The 14,671-nt window shown below is 66.2% G+C and carries 14 protein-coding genes; 10 read left to right on the top strand and 4 right to left on the bottom strand.

The window, feature by feature from the left end; genetic code table 11:
* Window positions 1-8: 8 nt before the first annotated feature.
* Window positions 9-1,133, top strand: coding sequence for a glycosyltransferase family 4 protein (locus AB0366_RS21655; RefSeq protein ID WP_366245748.1), 1,125 nt, complete (start codon window positions 9-11; stop codon window positions 1,131-1,133).
* A gap of 25 nt (window positions 1,134-1,158) precedes the next feature.
* Here the strand turns inward: AB0366_RS21655 and AB0366_RS21650 are convergent, their stop codons facing one another.
* Entirely contained in the window at window positions 1,159-2,964 is a 1,806-nt protein-coding gene (locus AB0366_RS21650; RefSeq protein WP_366245747.1) for a long-chain fatty acid--CoA ligase, read from the bottom strand.
* A gap of 134 nt (window positions 2,965-3,098) precedes the next feature.
* Here AB0366_RS21650 and AB0366_RS21645 point away from each other — a divergent pair, with 134 nt between their 5' ends.
* From AB0366_RS21645 to AB0366_RS21620, 6 genes are all read left to right on the top strand, one after another.
* Window positions 3,099-3,491 (top strand): polyketide cyclase / dehydrase and lipid transport, encoded by a 393-nt coding sequence (locus AB0366_RS21645; RefSeq protein ID WP_366245746.1) that lies wholly within the window; start codon window positions 3,099-3,101, stop codon window positions 3,489-3,491.
* 133 nt (window positions 3,492-3,624) lie between these two features.
* Window positions 3,625-4,059, top strand: a complete 435-nt coding sequence (locus AB0366_RS21640) for an SRPBCC family protein (protein ID WP_366245745.1) — start codon at window positions 3,625-3,627, stop codon at window positions 4,057-4,059.
* Window positions 4,060-4,088: 29 nt separating this feature from the next.
* On the top strand, window positions 4,089-5,315 hold the full coding sequence (locus AB0366_RS21635) for an ArsA family ATPase (RefSeq protein WP_366245744.1): 1,227 nt from the start codon (window positions 4,089-4,091) through the stop codon (window positions 5,313-5,315).
* Between the two features lie 31 nt (window positions 5,316-5,346).
* Window positions 5,347-5,820: a hypothetical protein gene (locus AB0366_RS21630; protein ID WP_366245743.1), complete on the top strand. Its 474-nt coding sequence runs from the start codon at window positions 5,347-5,349 to the stop codon at window positions 5,818-5,820.
* 55 nt (window positions 5,821-5,875) lie between these two features.
* Window positions 5,876-6,850, top strand: a complete 975-nt coding sequence (locus tag AB0366_RS21625; RefSeq protein ID WP_121869603.1) for an ROK family protein — start codon at window positions 5,876-5,878, stop codon at window positions 6,848-6,850.
* Window positions 6,851-7,029: 179 nt separating this feature from the next.
* Window positions 7,030-7,758, top strand: coding sequence for a lysophospholipid acyltransferase family protein (locus AB0366_RS21620; protein ID WP_121869604.1), 729 nt, complete (start codon window positions 7,030-7,032; stop codon window positions 7,756-7,758).
* A 23-nt stretch (window positions 7,759-7,781) separates the two neighbouring features.
* On the opposite strand, the gene AB0366_RS21615 is transcribed toward AB0366_RS21620, so the two are convergent.
* Window positions 7,782-8,990, bottom strand: a complete 1,209-nt coding sequence (locus AB0366_RS21615) for a glycosyltransferase 87 family protein (RefSeq protein WP_366245776.1) — start codon at window positions 8,988-8,990, stop codon at window positions 7,782-7,784.
* Window positions 8,991-9,153: 163 nt separating this feature from the next.
* Here AB0366_RS21615 and AB0366_RS21610 point away from each other — a divergent pair, with 163 nt between their 5' ends.
* Together AB0366_RS21610 and AB0366_RS21605 are read left to right on the top strand one after the other, a co-directional pair.
* Window positions 9,154-9,645, top strand: a complete 492-nt coding sequence (locus AB0366_RS21610) for a polyadenylate-specific 3'-exoribonuclease AS (RefSeq protein WP_027497365.1) — start codon at window positions 9,154-9,156, stop codon at window positions 9,643-9,645.
* A gap of 45 nt (window positions 9,646-9,690) precedes the next feature.
* Complete coding sequence (locus AB0366_RS21605) at window positions 9,691-11,076, top strand: class II 3-deoxy-7-phosphoheptulonate synthase (RefSeq protein ID WP_032394396.1); 1,386 nt, start codon at window positions 9,691-9,693, stop codon at window positions 11,074-11,076.
* 18 nt (window positions 11,077-11,094) lie between these two features.
* Here AB0366_RS21605 and pknB read toward each other — a convergent pair whose 3' ends face one another.
* Window positions 11,095-13,077: a Stk1 family PASTA domain-containing Ser/Thr kinase gene (gene pknB / locus AB0366_RS21600; protein WP_366245775.1), complete on the bottom strand. Its 1,983-nt coding sequence runs from the start codon at window positions 13,075-13,077 to the stop codon at window positions 11,095-11,097.
* Between the two features lie 249 nt (window positions 13,078-13,326).
* On the opposite strand from pknB, the gene AB0366_RS21595 reads away from it, so the two are divergent.
* On the top strand, window positions 13,327-13,698 hold the full coding sequence (locus AB0366_RS21595) for an Rv2175c family DNA-binding protein (RefSeq protein ID WP_183130129.1): 372 nt from the start codon (window positions 13,327-13,329) through the stop codon (window positions 13,696-13,698).
* On the opposite strand, the gene AB0366_RS21590 is transcribed toward AB0366_RS21595, so the two are convergent.
* Complete coding sequence (locus AB0366_RS21590; protein WP_366245774.1) at window positions 13,695-14,660, bottom strand: phytoene/squalene synthase family protein; 966 nt, start codon at window positions 14,658-14,660, stop codon at window positions 13,695-13,697. The genes AB0366_RS21595 and AB0366_RS21590 overlap by 4 nt on opposite strands.
* Window positions 14,661-14,671 lie beyond the last annotated feature (11 nt).

The following is a 14,671-nucleotide window of genomic DNA, read 5'->3' as shown; positions in this document are numbered from 1 at the left end:
TTGACGCCATGCGTCGTACTCTGCTCGTGACGAACGACTTTCCTCCTCGCCCGGGTGGTATTCAGTCCTATCTGCACAGCTTCGCCTCGCAGCTCCCGGCCGACGAGCTGGTGGTGTACGCACCTCGGTGGCGCGGCGACTCGCACGAGAAGTTCGACGCCAGACAGCCTTTCGAGGTGATCAGGCATCCGACGACACTGATGTTGCCGACTCCGCTCGTTGCGCGTCGTGCGGCTCGAATCCTGAAGTCCCGAGGCTGCGATTCGGTGTGGTTCGGTGCCTCGGCTCCGCTGGCGGTGATGTCGTCGTACCTGCGCAAGGCCGGGGCCGACCGCATCGTCGCGAGTACACACGGTCACGAGGTCGGTTGGTCGATGGTGCCGGGCGGGCGGGCGACCCTGCGCACGATCGGCGAGAACACCGACGTGGTGACCTACGTCAGCAAGTACACCCGGGGGCGCTTCAGCTCGGCGTTCGGTCGGTCTGCCGCCCTCGAACATCTGCCGCCCGGTGTCGATACCGATCGCTTCGTGCCCGACGACGCCGCGCGAGCGGAATTACGCGCGCGCTACGGCCTCGGTGATCGCCCCACAATTCTGTGCCTGTCCCGGCTCGTTCCGCGCAAGGGTCAGGATTTCCTGATCCGGGCGCTCCCGGGGATCCGCCGAGCCGTCGACGGAGCGGTCCTGGTGATCGTCGGCGGCGGGCCGTACGAGAAGACTCTGCGCGAGCTCGTTCGATCCACCGGGATGGAACAACACGTGGTGTTCACCGGCACCGTGCCGTCGGCGGAGCTCGCCGCCCACCACACCATCGCCGACGTGTTCGCGATGCCGAGCCGAACCCGAGGCGCAGGCCTCGATGTAGAAGGTCTCGGCATCGTCTACCTCGAAGCGTCCTCCTGCGGTGTACCCGTCGTTGCCGGCATGTCCGGGGGTGCGCCGGAAGCGGTGCAGCACAACAAGACCGGCCTCGTCGTCGACGGGACGTCGGTCTCGGACATCACCGACGCGATCGTGAAGATCCTCTCCGATCGCACGCTGGCCACGCAGATGGGCAACGCCGGCCGCGCATGGGTGGACGCGGAATGGCGCTGGGACGTGCTGACCGAGAAGCTGCGGTCGCTGATCTGACGTTCGTCACCGCGATGCGGTGCACCTACCGGGCGTAGATCGATTCGATCTCGTCGGCGTAGGCCGCGGTGATGACGTTGCGCTTGAGCTTCATGGTGGGAGTCAGCTCGCCGTTCTCCTCCGAGAAGTCGTGGGGGAGAAGTCGATACTTCTTGATCGACTCTGCATGCGAGACGGACTTGTTCGCGTCGGCGACGGCGGCGTCGATCTCCGCGACGAGCTCGGGGTCGGTCTGCAGATCGGCTGCGGTGGCGTCGGCGGCCTTGCCGTGGGAGGACTTCCAGCGATCGAACGCATCCGGATCCAGGGTGATGAGCGCGCCGATGAAGGGCTTCTGATCGCCCACGACGACTGCCTGGCTGATCAGCGCGCCCGCCCGCAACTGGTCTTCCAGTCCGGCCGGTGAGACGTTCTTGCCGCCTGCGGTGACGATCAGTTCCTTCTTGCGACCCGAGATGGTGATGTATCCGTCGTCGTCGACGGAACCGAGATCGCCGGTGCGGAACCAGCCGTCGTCCAGCGACTCGGCGGTCGCGACCTCGTTGCGCCAATAGCCGTCGAACACGACCGGTCCGCGGAGTTGGATCTCTCCGTCCTCGGCGATACGCACGGTGTTGCCGGGCAAGGGGCGCCCGACGCTGCCCACGCGCTGGAATCCGATGGTGTTGACCGCGAACGCCGCGGTGGTTTCGGTCAGCCCGTAGCCCTCGTAGATCGTCACGCCGATGCCCCGGTAGAAATGGCCCAGACGGGAACCGAGAGGCGCTCCGCCGGAGATGGCGAGTTCGCACTTGCCGCCGAGCGCTGCCCGAAGCTTGCCGTAGACCAACTTGTCGAACACGGTGTGCTTGGCGCGCAACACGATTCCCGGTCCGCCGGTGTCCTGGGCTTCACTCCATGCCACTGCGCATTCGGTGGCGAGGTCGAAGATCTTTCCCTTGCCGTCTGCGTGCGCCTTTTGCTTTGCGGTGTTGAAGACCTTCTCGAACACTCGCGGAACCGAGAGGATGAAGTCCGGCTGGAACGTGCCGAACGTCGCGACGAGGTTCGGGATGTCGTTGGTGTGGCCGAGAGTGACTCCGGCGTCGAACGACGCGATGCTCACTGCGCGTGCGAGAACATGCGCGAGCGGAAGGAACATCAGCGTGCTACGGCCCTGCCTCATCAGTGATTTCAGTGAGGTCTCGCGAATCCCGAGTGATTCGGCGAGCAGATTGGCATGGGTGAGTTGGACGCCCTTGGGGCGACCGGTGGTTCCCGAGGTGTAGATCAAGGTTGCCGGGTCCGACGAGGCGAGTGCTGAAACACGTTGATGCACCTGGTCTTCGGAGACCGCAGCACCGCCGTCGATCAGCGCCTGCACTGCGTCCGTGCCTGATGCGTTCTCGATGACGAACGTCGTGCGGACCGACGGGGCCGCTGCCACAACGTCCTTCGTCTCCAGCACGTGTGCGTCGTTCTCGAGGATCAGCAGGACCGGCTCGGCGTCTTCGAGAATCCATTCCACCTGCCCGGCCGAGGACGTCTCGTAGATCGGTACCGTCACGCCGCCCGCGGCCCAGATCGCGTAGTCGAGAACCGACCACTCGAATCGCGTCGACGACATCAGAGCGACGCGATCGCCCTGCTCGATGCCGGCGGCGATCAGGCCCTGTGCCACTCCCACCACCAGTTGCTCGAACTCGGCGGCGGTGACGTCGAGCCACTGCTCATCGACCTGGCGGCGGAACACTGTTGCGTTCGGTGAGTTGCGGGCGCGGACGAAGACGGTATCGACAGCCGAGTCGGTGTCCGCGATGTCGTATTTTGCGGCGACGGTGAACTCGCGCACGGGATTACCTCCGGATAGAACGGGGAGAACGAAAGTCGATAGCTCGGCTTCACAGATACTCTAGACCCGGGCTCGGGGCCTTCGAAGACACCTCGACGCGCACGGCCGGGGACGCGGTATGTGAAGCTCTGTCGATGAGCAGTATTCAAGTTGCGGATCAGACGTTCGTGGCCGCCCCCGGCGAGCGGGTGGCTCACGCGTTCGCCTCGCCCGAGCGGTGGCGTCGATGGTGGCCCGATCTGAATCTGACCGTAACCGAGGACCGGGGTGAGAAGGGGATCCGCTGGGCGGTGCGCGGCGGTGTCGTCGGAACGATGGAACTGTGGCTCGAGCCTGCGCTGGACGGTGTGATCGTGCATTACTTCCTGCACGCCGAACCCACCGCAGACGCCGACGTCGCGGCGCATCAGCACGCCCGGCGGGTGGCCGGACGTGCGATGACATTCGAGCTCAAACGAGAGCTCGAGGCCGGTCGGTCGGCAGGTGAGGCACCCCACCACGTAGCGTCGACTTCGACTCGCGAATGAACCGCGCGGTACGGTCGGCCGGTTCGCGTTGTGCGTCGGCGGACCGATCGTGTGAGATAGGCCTGCGCGAGTTCGACGGCACCGAAGCGAACCGAGCTGATCGATGTACCCGAGAGGAAGCGGACCAGTAGTCATGGCGGAGAAAACCCAGAGGTCGATCGTCGTCGAAGCCCCACCGAGCCGGGTCATGGACGTCATCGCCGATTTCGACGCGTACCCCACGTGGGTGTCGGCCGCGAAATCCGTCGAGGTCCTCGAGGTCGGTGCGGACGGCCGCGGAAAGCGCGTCAAGTTCGTGTTGGACGCAGGGATGGTGAAGGACACCTACGAGCTCGAGTACGACTGGGCTGCCGACGGCAATTCGGTCTCGTGGAACCTCGTATCGGGTGAGATGCAGAAGTCGCAGAACGGCTCGTACACGTTGAAGGAGACCGGCAGCGGCACCGACGTGACGTACGAGCTCACCGTCGATCTCAACATCCCGATGATCGGTCTGTTCAAGCGCAAGGCAGAGAAGGTCATCACCGACACCGCGCTCAAGGAATTGAAGAAGCGGGTCGAAGGCTGAGCGAAGCTCGCACCGAAGCCCGCACCACGGTGTTGCTGTTCCTCGGCAAAGGTGGCGCGGGTAAGACGACGCTGGCGGCTGCGTCCGGGCTGCGACTGGCCCAGGCCGGTGAACGGGTACTGATCGCCTCCGTCGACCAGGCGCACTCGCTGGCCGACGCATTCGCGGGGGACGCCGAGGCCGAGGGCCCGTCCGGTGTTCGTTCGATCGCGCCCGGCCTCGACATCGTCGAGATCGACACGTTGACGTTGCTCGAAGCGCGGTACCGGGGGTTGGGCTCGTTGATGGCCGTGGCGTCCACGGGACACGAGCACGGGGTGAGCTTCGGAGCGATCGAACCGGAGGAGCTGCTCGGTCTGCCCGGAGTCGAAGAGCTGCTCGGAATGCACGAGATCTGCCGTCTTGCCGACGAGAATCGCTGGGACACAGTGATAGTCGACCTTCCCGCGTCGGCGGATGCCCTGCGAACGCTGCAGCTGCCCGATACCGTCGCCGCGTACGTCGAGCGGATCTGGCCCCTGCATGCTCGAATGGTCGCCGGCACCGGCTCCGATGTACGTCTGACCCTCGTGGTGGCGATGATCGAGCGAATCCTCGCGCAGGTCGACTCCGTCCGGTCCCTGATCACCGACTCCGCCCGTACCGGGGCGACCGTGGTCGTCACTGCCGAACAGCTCTCCATCGTCGACGCGGAAAGAACGCTGTCGGCAGCTGCTCTGCTCGGAATCAGAATCGATCGTGTTCTGGTCAACAGAATCCTGCCGAAGCTCAACGCGTCGTCGATCGGTCTGGTGGGCGCTCATCCGGCGGTGTTCTGGTTCGAGAGGTGGCGGGCGGCGCAGCTCGACGCGGTCGCCGAGCTGCGCCGACGCATCGGTACGGTGCCGGTCGTGGAGGTGGAGCACGCTCCCGGTGAACCGGTAGGGTTGGGGCCCTTGCAAGATGTGGCCGATCGCCTCGAACCGGACTCCCTCGAACGGCGCGCGCCGGGCTGGGGTGAGCAGCCTTCGGTGGTACTCGAGTCGGGTAGCGGACTCGAATCCGTGTACGCGATGAGAATGCTGCTGCCGGTGGTGGATTCGACGACCTTGGGCCTGGGGCGAGTGGAGGACGACTTGATAGTGAGTGCCGACGGGAGGCGACGGCGCATCAGATTGGCGTCGGTGCTGCGTCGGTGCGTCGCCGACTCCGCCGAACTCGACGGACCGTGCCTGGTGGTGCGTTTTCGTCCGAACCCCGACGTGTGGCCACTGTGACTCCTACGACCCTGGCGGCCGGGGTGTGTCGATGAACTCGGACCATTCCGAGCTGGGGGCGGACCTGCTGGCCCTGGCCGACACCGTGCTGACGCGACTCGAGCCCATTATGCGTCGCGTCGCCGAGACGCAGCAGGATCGGGACCAACAGGGATGCAGTTGGTGCCCGGTCTGCGCACTCGCGGCTCTGGTGCGCGGGGAGCGCCACGATCTCGTCGAGCTGGTGGCCTCCGAGAGCGCCGTGGTGATCGCGCTGTTGCGTCAGCTGCTCGCCGATCACACGACCTCCGGGGCGGCGCACTCCGCAGCGCAGGCTCAGACCACCCCGCCGTCATCTGGGACCGCGGCCGAATCCGGGCCCGGCAGTGCCGGCACCCCCGCGGACCCGGCGGAGGTCGCGGACGTGTCGGTCGACACGAAACTTCAGGATGACCGCCCCGCGTCGTTCGTTCCGATTACCGTTCGAGTGAAGAATTCGCGTTCGGACGAGCAGGAGCGTCCGTGAGCGGAGCGACTCGGGTGCAGGCCGCGTGGGGGACGGCCGAGGAAGGCATGAACGAATGAAGCGGCACCACCAGCGGCTGACGGTAGGCATCGACGTGGGCGGGACCAGCTTGCGGGCGTCCGTCGTCGACGAGGACGGTCAGGTGCTCGACTCGACGGCCGCTCCTACTCCGCACACTGCTCGCGCGCTCGAACGCGGTCTCGACCGGGCCGTGCAGGAGCTGGCCGGGCGACACGACATCGCGGCCGTCGGGCTCGCCGTCGCCGGGTTCATCGACTCCGATCGCACGACGGTTCTCTTCGCCCCGCACCTGCCGTGGGTGAACACCCCCGTGGCGACGGAGATGAGCATGCGCATCGGTCTGCCGGTGCTGCTCGAGCACGACGCCAATTCTGCGGCGTGGGCCGAGTATCGCTTCGGTGCCGCGTCCGGGGGCCGCAACGTGGTGATGGTGGCCATCGGTACCGGCATCGGTGCGGCGCTGCTGATCGACGGCAGGATCTATCGGGGTAGCCACGGCGTGGCACCGGAACTCGGTCACATCCAGGTCGTGCCGGACGGGCGGGCATGCCCGTGCGGCAAGCGCGGTTGTTGGGAGCGGTACTGCAGCGGCACCGCTCTGGTGGACACCGCAGTCGAGTTGCTGGCGGCGGACCCGGCGTCGTCGACGACCCTGGCACGGGAGGTGTTTCTCGATCCGGGTTCTCTGACCGGCCGCCGAATTGCCAGTGCTGCGCACGAGGGTGACTCGATCGCCCGCCGCACCATGGAAGACTTCGCGCAGTGGCTCGGAGTCGGGCTCTCGATGGTCAGCGACGTGTACGACCCCGATCTGATCGTGTTGGCCGGTGGAGTGGCGACGTCGTCGAGTCAGTTCCTGGCCCGCGCGACCGACAAGTACGCGGAGCTGGTGACCGGTGCGGGGCATCGACCCCTCGCCCGAATCCGCAGTACTCAACTCGGTGAGGCAGCAGGCATGATCGGGGCCGCGGAGTTGGCCCGGACGGTGTTCGTCACCGGGGTTCGCTGACCGTTCTTCGCTCGCTTCCTGTGACCTCTGTCCCGGTGTCGGAGATGATGTGGCTGGTGTCATAAACCGTGGGTACAGTTCACTACGCGGCACGGTTCGAGGATGCACGACCGCAGTCGATTCGCTCCAGGGCGAGGCGGCACCAAACGATTTCCCGACCACCATCAGGGAGCATGTCAATGTGGTACTGGCTGGTTAAGTACATTTTCGTCGGCCCCCTTCTCATCGCCCTGGGTCGGCCCACGATCGAGGGTGCGGAGAACATCCCGACGGAGGGTCCGGTCATTCTGGCCAGCAACCACAAGGCTGTTCTCGATTCTTTCTATCTCCCGCTCAAGACGCCCAGGCGCATCACGTTCCTCGCCAAGAGCGAGTACTTCACCGGACCGGGCCTCAAGGGCGCGTTCCAGAAGTGGTTCTTCACCGCGGTCGGGCAGGTACCGATCGATCGCACCGGAGCCGACGCGGCACAGGACGCACTCAACGCAGGCGTGCGCGTGATCGAAGCAGGCAAGGTTCTCGGTATCTACCCCGAGGGCACGCGGTCACCCGACGCTCGGCTGTACAAGGGCAAGACCGGGATGGCGCGTCTGGCACTGCAGACCGGGGTCCAGGTGATTCCGGTCGCGATGATCGGTACCGAGAAGATGAACCCGATCGGTTCGCGTGTGTGGCGTCCGGCGAAGGTCACCATTCGGATCGGAAAGCCCATCGACTTCTCGCGCTTCGAAGGTATGGCCGGCAACCGTTTCGTCGAGCGCGCCGTCACCGACGAGGTGATGTACGACCTGATGTTGCTCTCCGGTCAGGAGTACGTGGACGTGTACGCCGCATCTCTGAAGAAGACTGCACCCGAAGCGGAGTCGGCTCCGACGGCGCAGCGTATCCCGGATTCCAAGGCCAGCTGAATCTCTGCCGGCCAGCTCCGCGATCAGAGTGCGGAACGGGTGCCGGCTGTCGTATCGGTTCGGTCGGTCCACCCGATCGCGGCCAGCGCGACGATCGACGCGAGCGCCCACCACACGTAGCCCGAGGCAGCGAACTGATCCACGAGCGGCCAGCCCAGACCGCTCCATCGGCCCTCGCCGAGCTTCCAGTGCGGCGGATAGAGCATCAACGCCAGCCCGACGGCCACCAGAGTCGCCAGCAACGCACTGCGGCGGCGGTAGCCGAGGACGGCGAGCACCACTGTGAACGGGATGGCCCACACCCAGTGGTGTGACCACGAGACCGGCGAGACCAGCAGACCGAACATGGCGTTGATCGTCAGCGCGAGCGCAGTCTCGCCTGCGGCGAACGCTTTTCGCATCGCCACCGCCGCAATGGCGAGTACCACCACCGACAACGCGAGCCACAGGATCGACCGGGGCAATTCGTCCAACCCGAGCCGCGCGAGCACTCCGGTGATCGACTGGTTGGGCGGGTAGGCCGGGCCGCCGATTCGGTCGGAATCGACGATCGTCTCGGTCCAGTACTTCACCGAGTCGGACCACGTCAGCGCGAAACCGATCGCGGTGAACACCGCAAAACTCAGTACCGACACCACTGCAGCTCGAAAGTCCTTGCGCAACAAGAAGAACAGTACGAACACCGCGGGTGTGAGCTTGACGGCGGCCACGAGACCGATCAGCACTCCTCGGGGCCACGGCGTCTTCTTCGGCAGGCAGTCCAGTGCAACGAACGCCATCAGCACGATGTTGATCTGCCCGTAGTTCAGCGTCGAGGTGACCGGCTCGAGCAGCAGCACGGCCACCGCGAACACCGCTCCGGCAGACCACCATACGAGCGTGCGGGGACGCAGACCCAGCGAGGTGAGGGTCACCACGACGGTCACCAGCAGCAAGAGCATCGACAGCACGGTGACCGCGATCGACGCGGCGTACAGCGACACCGACGACAGCGGGCTGAAGATCGCCGCGGCGATCGGGGGATAGGTGAACGGCAGCGTCGTACCGGTCGCGATCGGTGGCAGCTGACCGTAGAGATCCCCGCCCTCGGCGAACACCTGACCGCCGAGTCGATACACGTCCAGATCGAGTCGGTAATGCTCACCGATCGTGCGCAGACCCGGAAAGCCGTTGAGATGGAACAGCACACCGACGACGGCACCGATCAGGACCAGGACCCTGCTCGACGCCACCGCCCAACTCGGCCACCGGCGTCGCGTCGGCGCGGCAGGCTCCGATGCTTCGGCGACCGGACGGTTGGTGTCGGGCGAGGTCACAACGTTCCCTTTCAGGGCTGTTCGGATCGGGGCTACCGGTACGTGGGGGGCGTGTCGGGTACGCGCTAGGGTGAGCCGCGTGCGCTACTTCTACGACACAGAGTTCATCGAGGATGGTCGCACAATCGAGTTGGTCTCGATCGGTGTGGTGTCGGAGGACGGTCGCGAGTTCTATGCGGTGTCCTCCGAGTTCGATCCCGAGCGCGCCGGCCGCTGGGTCCGCCGCAACGTGCTTCCCAAGCTGCCACCGTACTCGTCGCCGCTGTGGATGAGCCGGTCACGAATCCGAGACGAACTGCTCGAATTTCTCGTTCCGCACTACGGTGCCGAGGTCGAACTGTGGGCGTGGGTGGCGGCTTACGACCACGTGGCGCTCTGCCAGCTGTGGGGCTCGATGACCGAATTGCCGCGTTCGTTGCCACGGTTCACCCGTGAGCTGCGCCAGCACTGGGAGGATCGCGGCAGTCCCGAGCTGCCGTCGGTGCCGGACGACGCGCACGACGCCCTCGCCGACGCGCGGCACAATCTGGCGAAGTTCCAGGCGATCGAGGAGTACTCGTACCGCGGGTGAACACCCGTTGTCCTGCGGCTTCGGCGGTGCGAATATCCTGTAGCGGTGAACTGGACTGTCGACGTACCCATCGATCGCTTGCCCGACCTGCCGCCGTTGTCACCGACGTTGCGCTCTCGATTGGACGATGCGTTGGCCAAGCCGGCTGCGCAGCAACCGCAGTGGGATCCCGAGCATGCTGCCGACATGCGCAAGGTGCTCGAGAGCGTTCCGCCGATCACCGTCGCTGGTGAGGTGGAGGCGTTGTCGGACAAGCTCGCCGCCGTCGCTCGCGGTGAGGCCTTCCTGCTGCAGGGTGGCGATTGCGCCGAGACGTTCGTCGACAACACCGAGCCGCACATCAAGGGCAACATCCGCACGCTGCTGCAGATGGCGGTGGTGCTCACCTACGGCGCGAGCATGCCGGTGGTCAAGGTCGCCCGTATCGCCGGGCAGTACGCCAAGCCGCGTTCGTCGAACATCGACGCGCTCGGTCTGCAGTCCTACCGCGGCGACATGATCAACTCCCTCGTCGCCGACGAGAGCGTCCGCGGCCACGATCCGTCGCGACTGGTGCGCGCCTACGCCAATGCAAGCGCGGCGATGAACCTGGTCCGCGCACTGACCGGTGCCGGTATGGCGGATCTGCACAAGGTGCACGACTGGAACCGCGAGTTCGTCGCCCAGTCGCCCGCCGGTGCCCGCTACGAGGCGCTCGCGGGGGAGATCGATCGCGGACTGCGCTTCATGGATGCCTGCGGCGTCTCGGACCCCAACCTGCACACCGCGCAGATCTTCGCCAGTCACGAAGCACTCGTGCTCGACTACGAGCGTGCGATGCTGCGCCTGGACAACACCGACGATCACCCCAAGCTGTACGACCTGTCCGCGCACTTCCTGTGGATCGGCGACCGCACCCGCCAGCTCGACGGGGCGCACATCGCGCTGGCCGAGCTGATCTCCAACCCGATCGGTCTCAAGATCGGGCCCACGACCACGCCCGAGATGGCCGTCGAGTACGTCGAGCGTCTCGACCCGACCAACAAGCCGGGACGTCTGACGCTGATTTCACGCATGGGCAACGGCAAGGTGCGCGACATCCTGCCCGCCATCATCGAGAAGGTTCAGGCCACCGGCCACCAGGTCATCTGGCAGTGCGATCCGATGCACGGCAACACCCACGAGGCCTCGACCGGCTACAAGACGCGGCACTTCGACCGCATCGTCGACGAGGTGCAGGGATTCTTCGAGGTGCACAACGGCCTCGGAACGCATCCGGGCGGAATTCACGTCGAATTGACCGGCGACAACGTCACCGAGTGCCTCGGTGGCGCCCAGGACATCTCGGACCTCGACCTCGCCGGTCGGTACGAGACCGCCTGCGACCCGCGCCTGAACACGCAGCAGAGCATCGAACTGGCGTTCCTCGTAGCCGAGATGCTCCGCGACTGATCAAGGCAGTGAGACGACTCAGGGCAGTGAGACGACCATGACCTCGGAGCCCGGTTCCACCCGAGAACCGGCTCCGGGGCTCTGGGTGATGACCAGAGACCCGTCGGTGTCCACCACCTGACGGACGTCGATCGTCAGGCCCAACGTCTCTAGGGTGGTCCGGGCCGACCCGACCGACCGGCCCAGCAGCGACGGCACCGTGACGGCGTTGGACACCTCGAGCACCGCGGTTGACCCGGATCGTACGGTCTGTCCGGCTTCGGGCGTCGATCCGATCGCCTTGCCGCCGTCGGTGTCCTCGTCGAAGGTCTCCCGAACCTCGCCGACGGTGATGCCCACCGATTCCAGCGTCGTTCGGGCCTGGTCGACGCTCTGCCCGCGTACGTCGGGAACTTCGACCGGCGGTGCTCCCTTGCTGCGCAGCACCGTGACCGCGGTACCGGTCGACAGCACGGTGCCGGGCGGTGGGTCCAGTGCTGCGACTCCGCCGATCGGTGCGGAGGTGCTGAAGGCCTCGCCGCCGTCGACGGGTGTGAAAGTCCGGTCTCGCAATTGTTGTTCCATGTCTTCGACGGATGCGTCCGCGTCGATGGAGGGAACGGTGGGGCGACCCAGCGATACCAAGAGAGACACCGTGTCGCCCTTGGCGATTCGCGATCCGCCGGTGGGGTCGGTGCCGATGAGAAGATCGGTGTCCACCGAGTCGGAGTAGGTTCCGCGCACCGCGGCCTCGAGACCGGCGGCTTCCACAGCGCTGGTGGCACCGGTGGTGTCGAGTCCGTCCACCATCGGGACGGCGGTGTAACGACCCGAGCCCATCCACCATCCGCCGAGCCCGACGAGTACGGCGAGCAGGGCGACGACGAGGAGCCAGATGACGATCGCTCGGCGCGAGCGTTGGCGATCGGCGTCGAAGTCGGGGAATTCGTAGTGTCGTCGGCCGGTCGGGGGTGGTCCGGCGGGCGGCGCATCGAACGGTTCCTGGCGGTCGTCTACGCCTCGGGACGTCGGCGAGGTGACCACTCGGGTGTGCTGCACCCCGTGTTGCGGAGGTGGGGGCGGCGAAGTGTCCACGACCTGGGTGCGAGCGGACGGCGGACGGTTTCCTGCGACCGTCGTCGGTGCTCCGGCTGCGGCCGAGCTCAGGTGCTCCGCCGAGCGCTTGGGTGCGGGCACTCGGTACTCGGGCAGCGCGAGCGCCGACGCGGCAGCGCGTAGGGCGCGGGCCATGTCGTCGGCATTGCGGTACCGGTGTTCCGGGGCGCGGACGGTGGCGCGTTGGACCACCTCGTCGAACTGCGGGGGGACGCCGGCGATGAGGGTGGAGGGGAGCGGTACGTCGTTGTCGATGCGCTGGTAGGCGATGGACAGTGAGGTGTCGCCGGTGAACGGTGTGCGTCCGGTCAGCAGCTCGAACAGCACGACACCGACGCCGTAGACGTCGCTGCTCGCGGACGCGGATCCGGTGGTGACCTGCTCGGGAGACAGGTACGCGGCGGTGCCCAGAATCACACTGCTCGATGTCACGGTGGAGGCCGCTATGGCTCGGACGAGGCCGAAGTCGGCGATCTTGACGTCGCCGTCGTCGCTGATCAGGATGTTCTCGGGCTTGATGTCGCGGTGCACCAGACCGGCTCGATGGGCGACGGCGAGTGCGTCGAGAACCGGCCGGATGACGGCCGCTGCAGCATGCGGGGGCATCGGTCCACGCTCGCGCAGCAGTTCACGCAGCGTTCCGCCCTCGACGAGTTCCATGACGAGGAAGGCGTGTTCGCCGTCGCGCCCGTGGTCGTAAACGGCGACGAGGCCCGGGTGGCTGAGCCTGGCCACTGCCCGCGCCTCGAACTCGAAGCGCTGGACGAACTGCGGGTCCTCGGCGAACTTCGGGTCCATGATCTTCACCGCTACGGGGCGGTCGAGCCTGGTGTCGAGTCCGCGGTAGACCGTCGACATACCGCCGCGCGCGATCGGTGCGTCTATTCGGTATCGACGATCGAGCATCGAACCCGGTATCACCGAACCTCCCCTCGTCGTCCACTCGTCTTCCGGCTCGGTCGCCGGACGCTGAAGACGATCGTATCGGTGCCGGGGATGCCGACCGACGATCGTGGCTTGTGTCTTCGGTCCGGCGTGGCCGGCTGCACAGGAGTGGAGCCTGCGGAACGACCCGGCGGCAGGAGTGGAGCCTCCGGAACGACCCGGCTGTCACGCTTTTGAAGTCTGGACGCCGGACCCGTTAACGTTACCTGCGTGAGTGCCATTCCCTATGCCGACGACGTGCTCGATCCGTCGGAGTCTGTGCTGCAGTTCGCCGATGTCGCGAAGATCCTCGACATCCCCAAGACCCGCGTCGAACAGCTCGTTCGAGATCGCCAGTTGCTCGCCCTGAAGCGCTCGCGCGTGCCCGTCGTGCCGGAGCAGTTCCTGGATACGAGCAAGGGCACCATCGTCAAGGGGCTGCCCGGTCTGCTGGCCGTGCTGCACGACGGCGGGTACGAGGACGAGGAGATCCTGCGGTGGCTGTTCACCGAGGACGAGAGCCTGCCCGGTGCACCCGTCGCCGCTCTGCACGGCGACCTGATGCGCGAAGTGATCAGGCGCGCACAGGCGATGGCCTTCTAGCGAACCGTCGCGCGCTTCCAGCCGGTGACGGCGAACTGCGGAAGCGCGATGCGCGCTCGGGTCCACTGCGGCACCGTCGCCCGCTGGGAGAGCACCCGGTAACCCTGTGCCTCGACCTCTGCGAGTATGCGGCCGTACAGGATCGACGCCGTGCGCATCGACGGTCGCACTCGCGGATCCAGCATCTCGATGCCTGCATCGGACGTGCGGTAGATCGAGCGGGTGACGGCGATCAGGTGTGCGAGGGCGCGGGTGACCCGGGCGTCGACGTTCCCCGTGGTGCGGCACCACCGGAGTAGTTCCTCGTCGACGCCGAACGCCGCGAGTTCGTCGGTGGGCAAATAGATGCGGTCGCGGTCGAGGTCCTCACCCATGTCGCGGATGAAGTTGGTGAGCTGGAACGCCTCGCCCAGGGCTGCGGCGGGGGGCTCGGCCTCGGACCGCTCGACGACCGTTCCCAGGATCGGCAACATCTGCAGTCCGATCACCGCAGCGGAGCCGTACATGTACTCGCGCAACTGCTCCATCGTGCGGTAGCGCGAGACGAACATCGGGCTCCCCGGAATGTCCATGCGCATCGAGTGCATGAACGCGAAGAAGTAGTCGTGCGGAATGTCGTAGCGCGCCACGGTGTCGCACAAGGCGCTCAATACCTGATCGGACACGCTGTCGGACAACGGTTTTCCCGCCAAGGCGTCGCGCACCCGGGATTCGATCACGTCGAGTTCGACGATGCGACGGGCGTTGAGCTCGTCCGATCCCACGGCGATGTCGGTGCCCTCGAGGTCGACGATGTCGTCGACCATCCGGGCGAACCCGTACAGCGCGTGCACGCCGGCTCGCTTGTCGGTGGGGAGCAGGCGAGTGGCGAGGAAGTATGTCTTGCCGTGCTGAGCGTTGAGTTCACGACAGATGCGGTACGCCTCGTGCAGCTCCGGATCGATACCGTCCAGTTCTCTCATCACGTGGGCCT

The sequence above is a fragment of the Rhodococcus sp. NPDC076796 genome, assembly GCF_040702765.1.
In the GTDB taxonomy this organism is placed as follows: Bacteria; Actinomycetota; Actinomycetes; order Mycobacteriales; family Mycobacteriaceae; genus Rhodococcoides.
The sequence above is the reverse complement of the archived record's forward strand: the minus strand, read 5'-3'. Positions and strand labels throughout refer to the sequence as shown.

What these genes read in the sequence shown, in the direction of transcription:
- pknB (WP_366245775.1), bottom strand. Translation starts at nt 13,077, where the DNA reads ATGCTCGATCGTCGATACCGAATAGACGCACCGATCGCGCGCGGCGGT.
- AB0366_RS21625 (WP_121869603.1), top strand. Translation starts at nt 5,876, where the DNA reads ATGAAGCGGCACCACCAGCGGCTGACGGTAGGCATCGACGTGGGCGGG.
- AB0366_RS21590 (WP_366245774.1), bottom strand. Translation starts at nt 14,660, where the DNA reads ATGAGAGAACTGGACGGTATCGATCCGGAGCTGCACGAGGCGTACCGC.
- AB0366_RS21645 (WP_366245746.1), top strand. Translation starts at nt 3,099, where the DNA reads ATGAGCAGTATTCAAGTTGCGGATCAGACGTTCGTGGCCGCCCCCGGC.
- AB0366_RS21630 (WP_366245743.1), top strand. Translation starts at nt 5,347, where the DNA reads ATGAACTCGGACCATTCCGAGCTGGGGGCGGACCTGCTGGCCCTGGCC.
- AB0366_RS21620 (WP_121869604.1), top strand. Translation starts at nt 7,030, where the DNA reads ATGTGGTACTGGCTGGTTAAGTACATTTTCGTCGGCCCCCTTCTCATC.
- AB0366_RS21655 (WP_366245748.1), top strand. Translation starts at nt 9, where the DNA reads ATGCGTCGTACTCTGCTCGTGACGAACGACTTTCCTCCTCGCCCGGGT.
- AB0366_RS21640 (WP_366245745.1), top strand. Translation starts at nt 3,625, where the DNA reads ATGGCGGAGAAAACCCAGAGGTCGATCGTCGTCGAAGCCCCACCGAGC.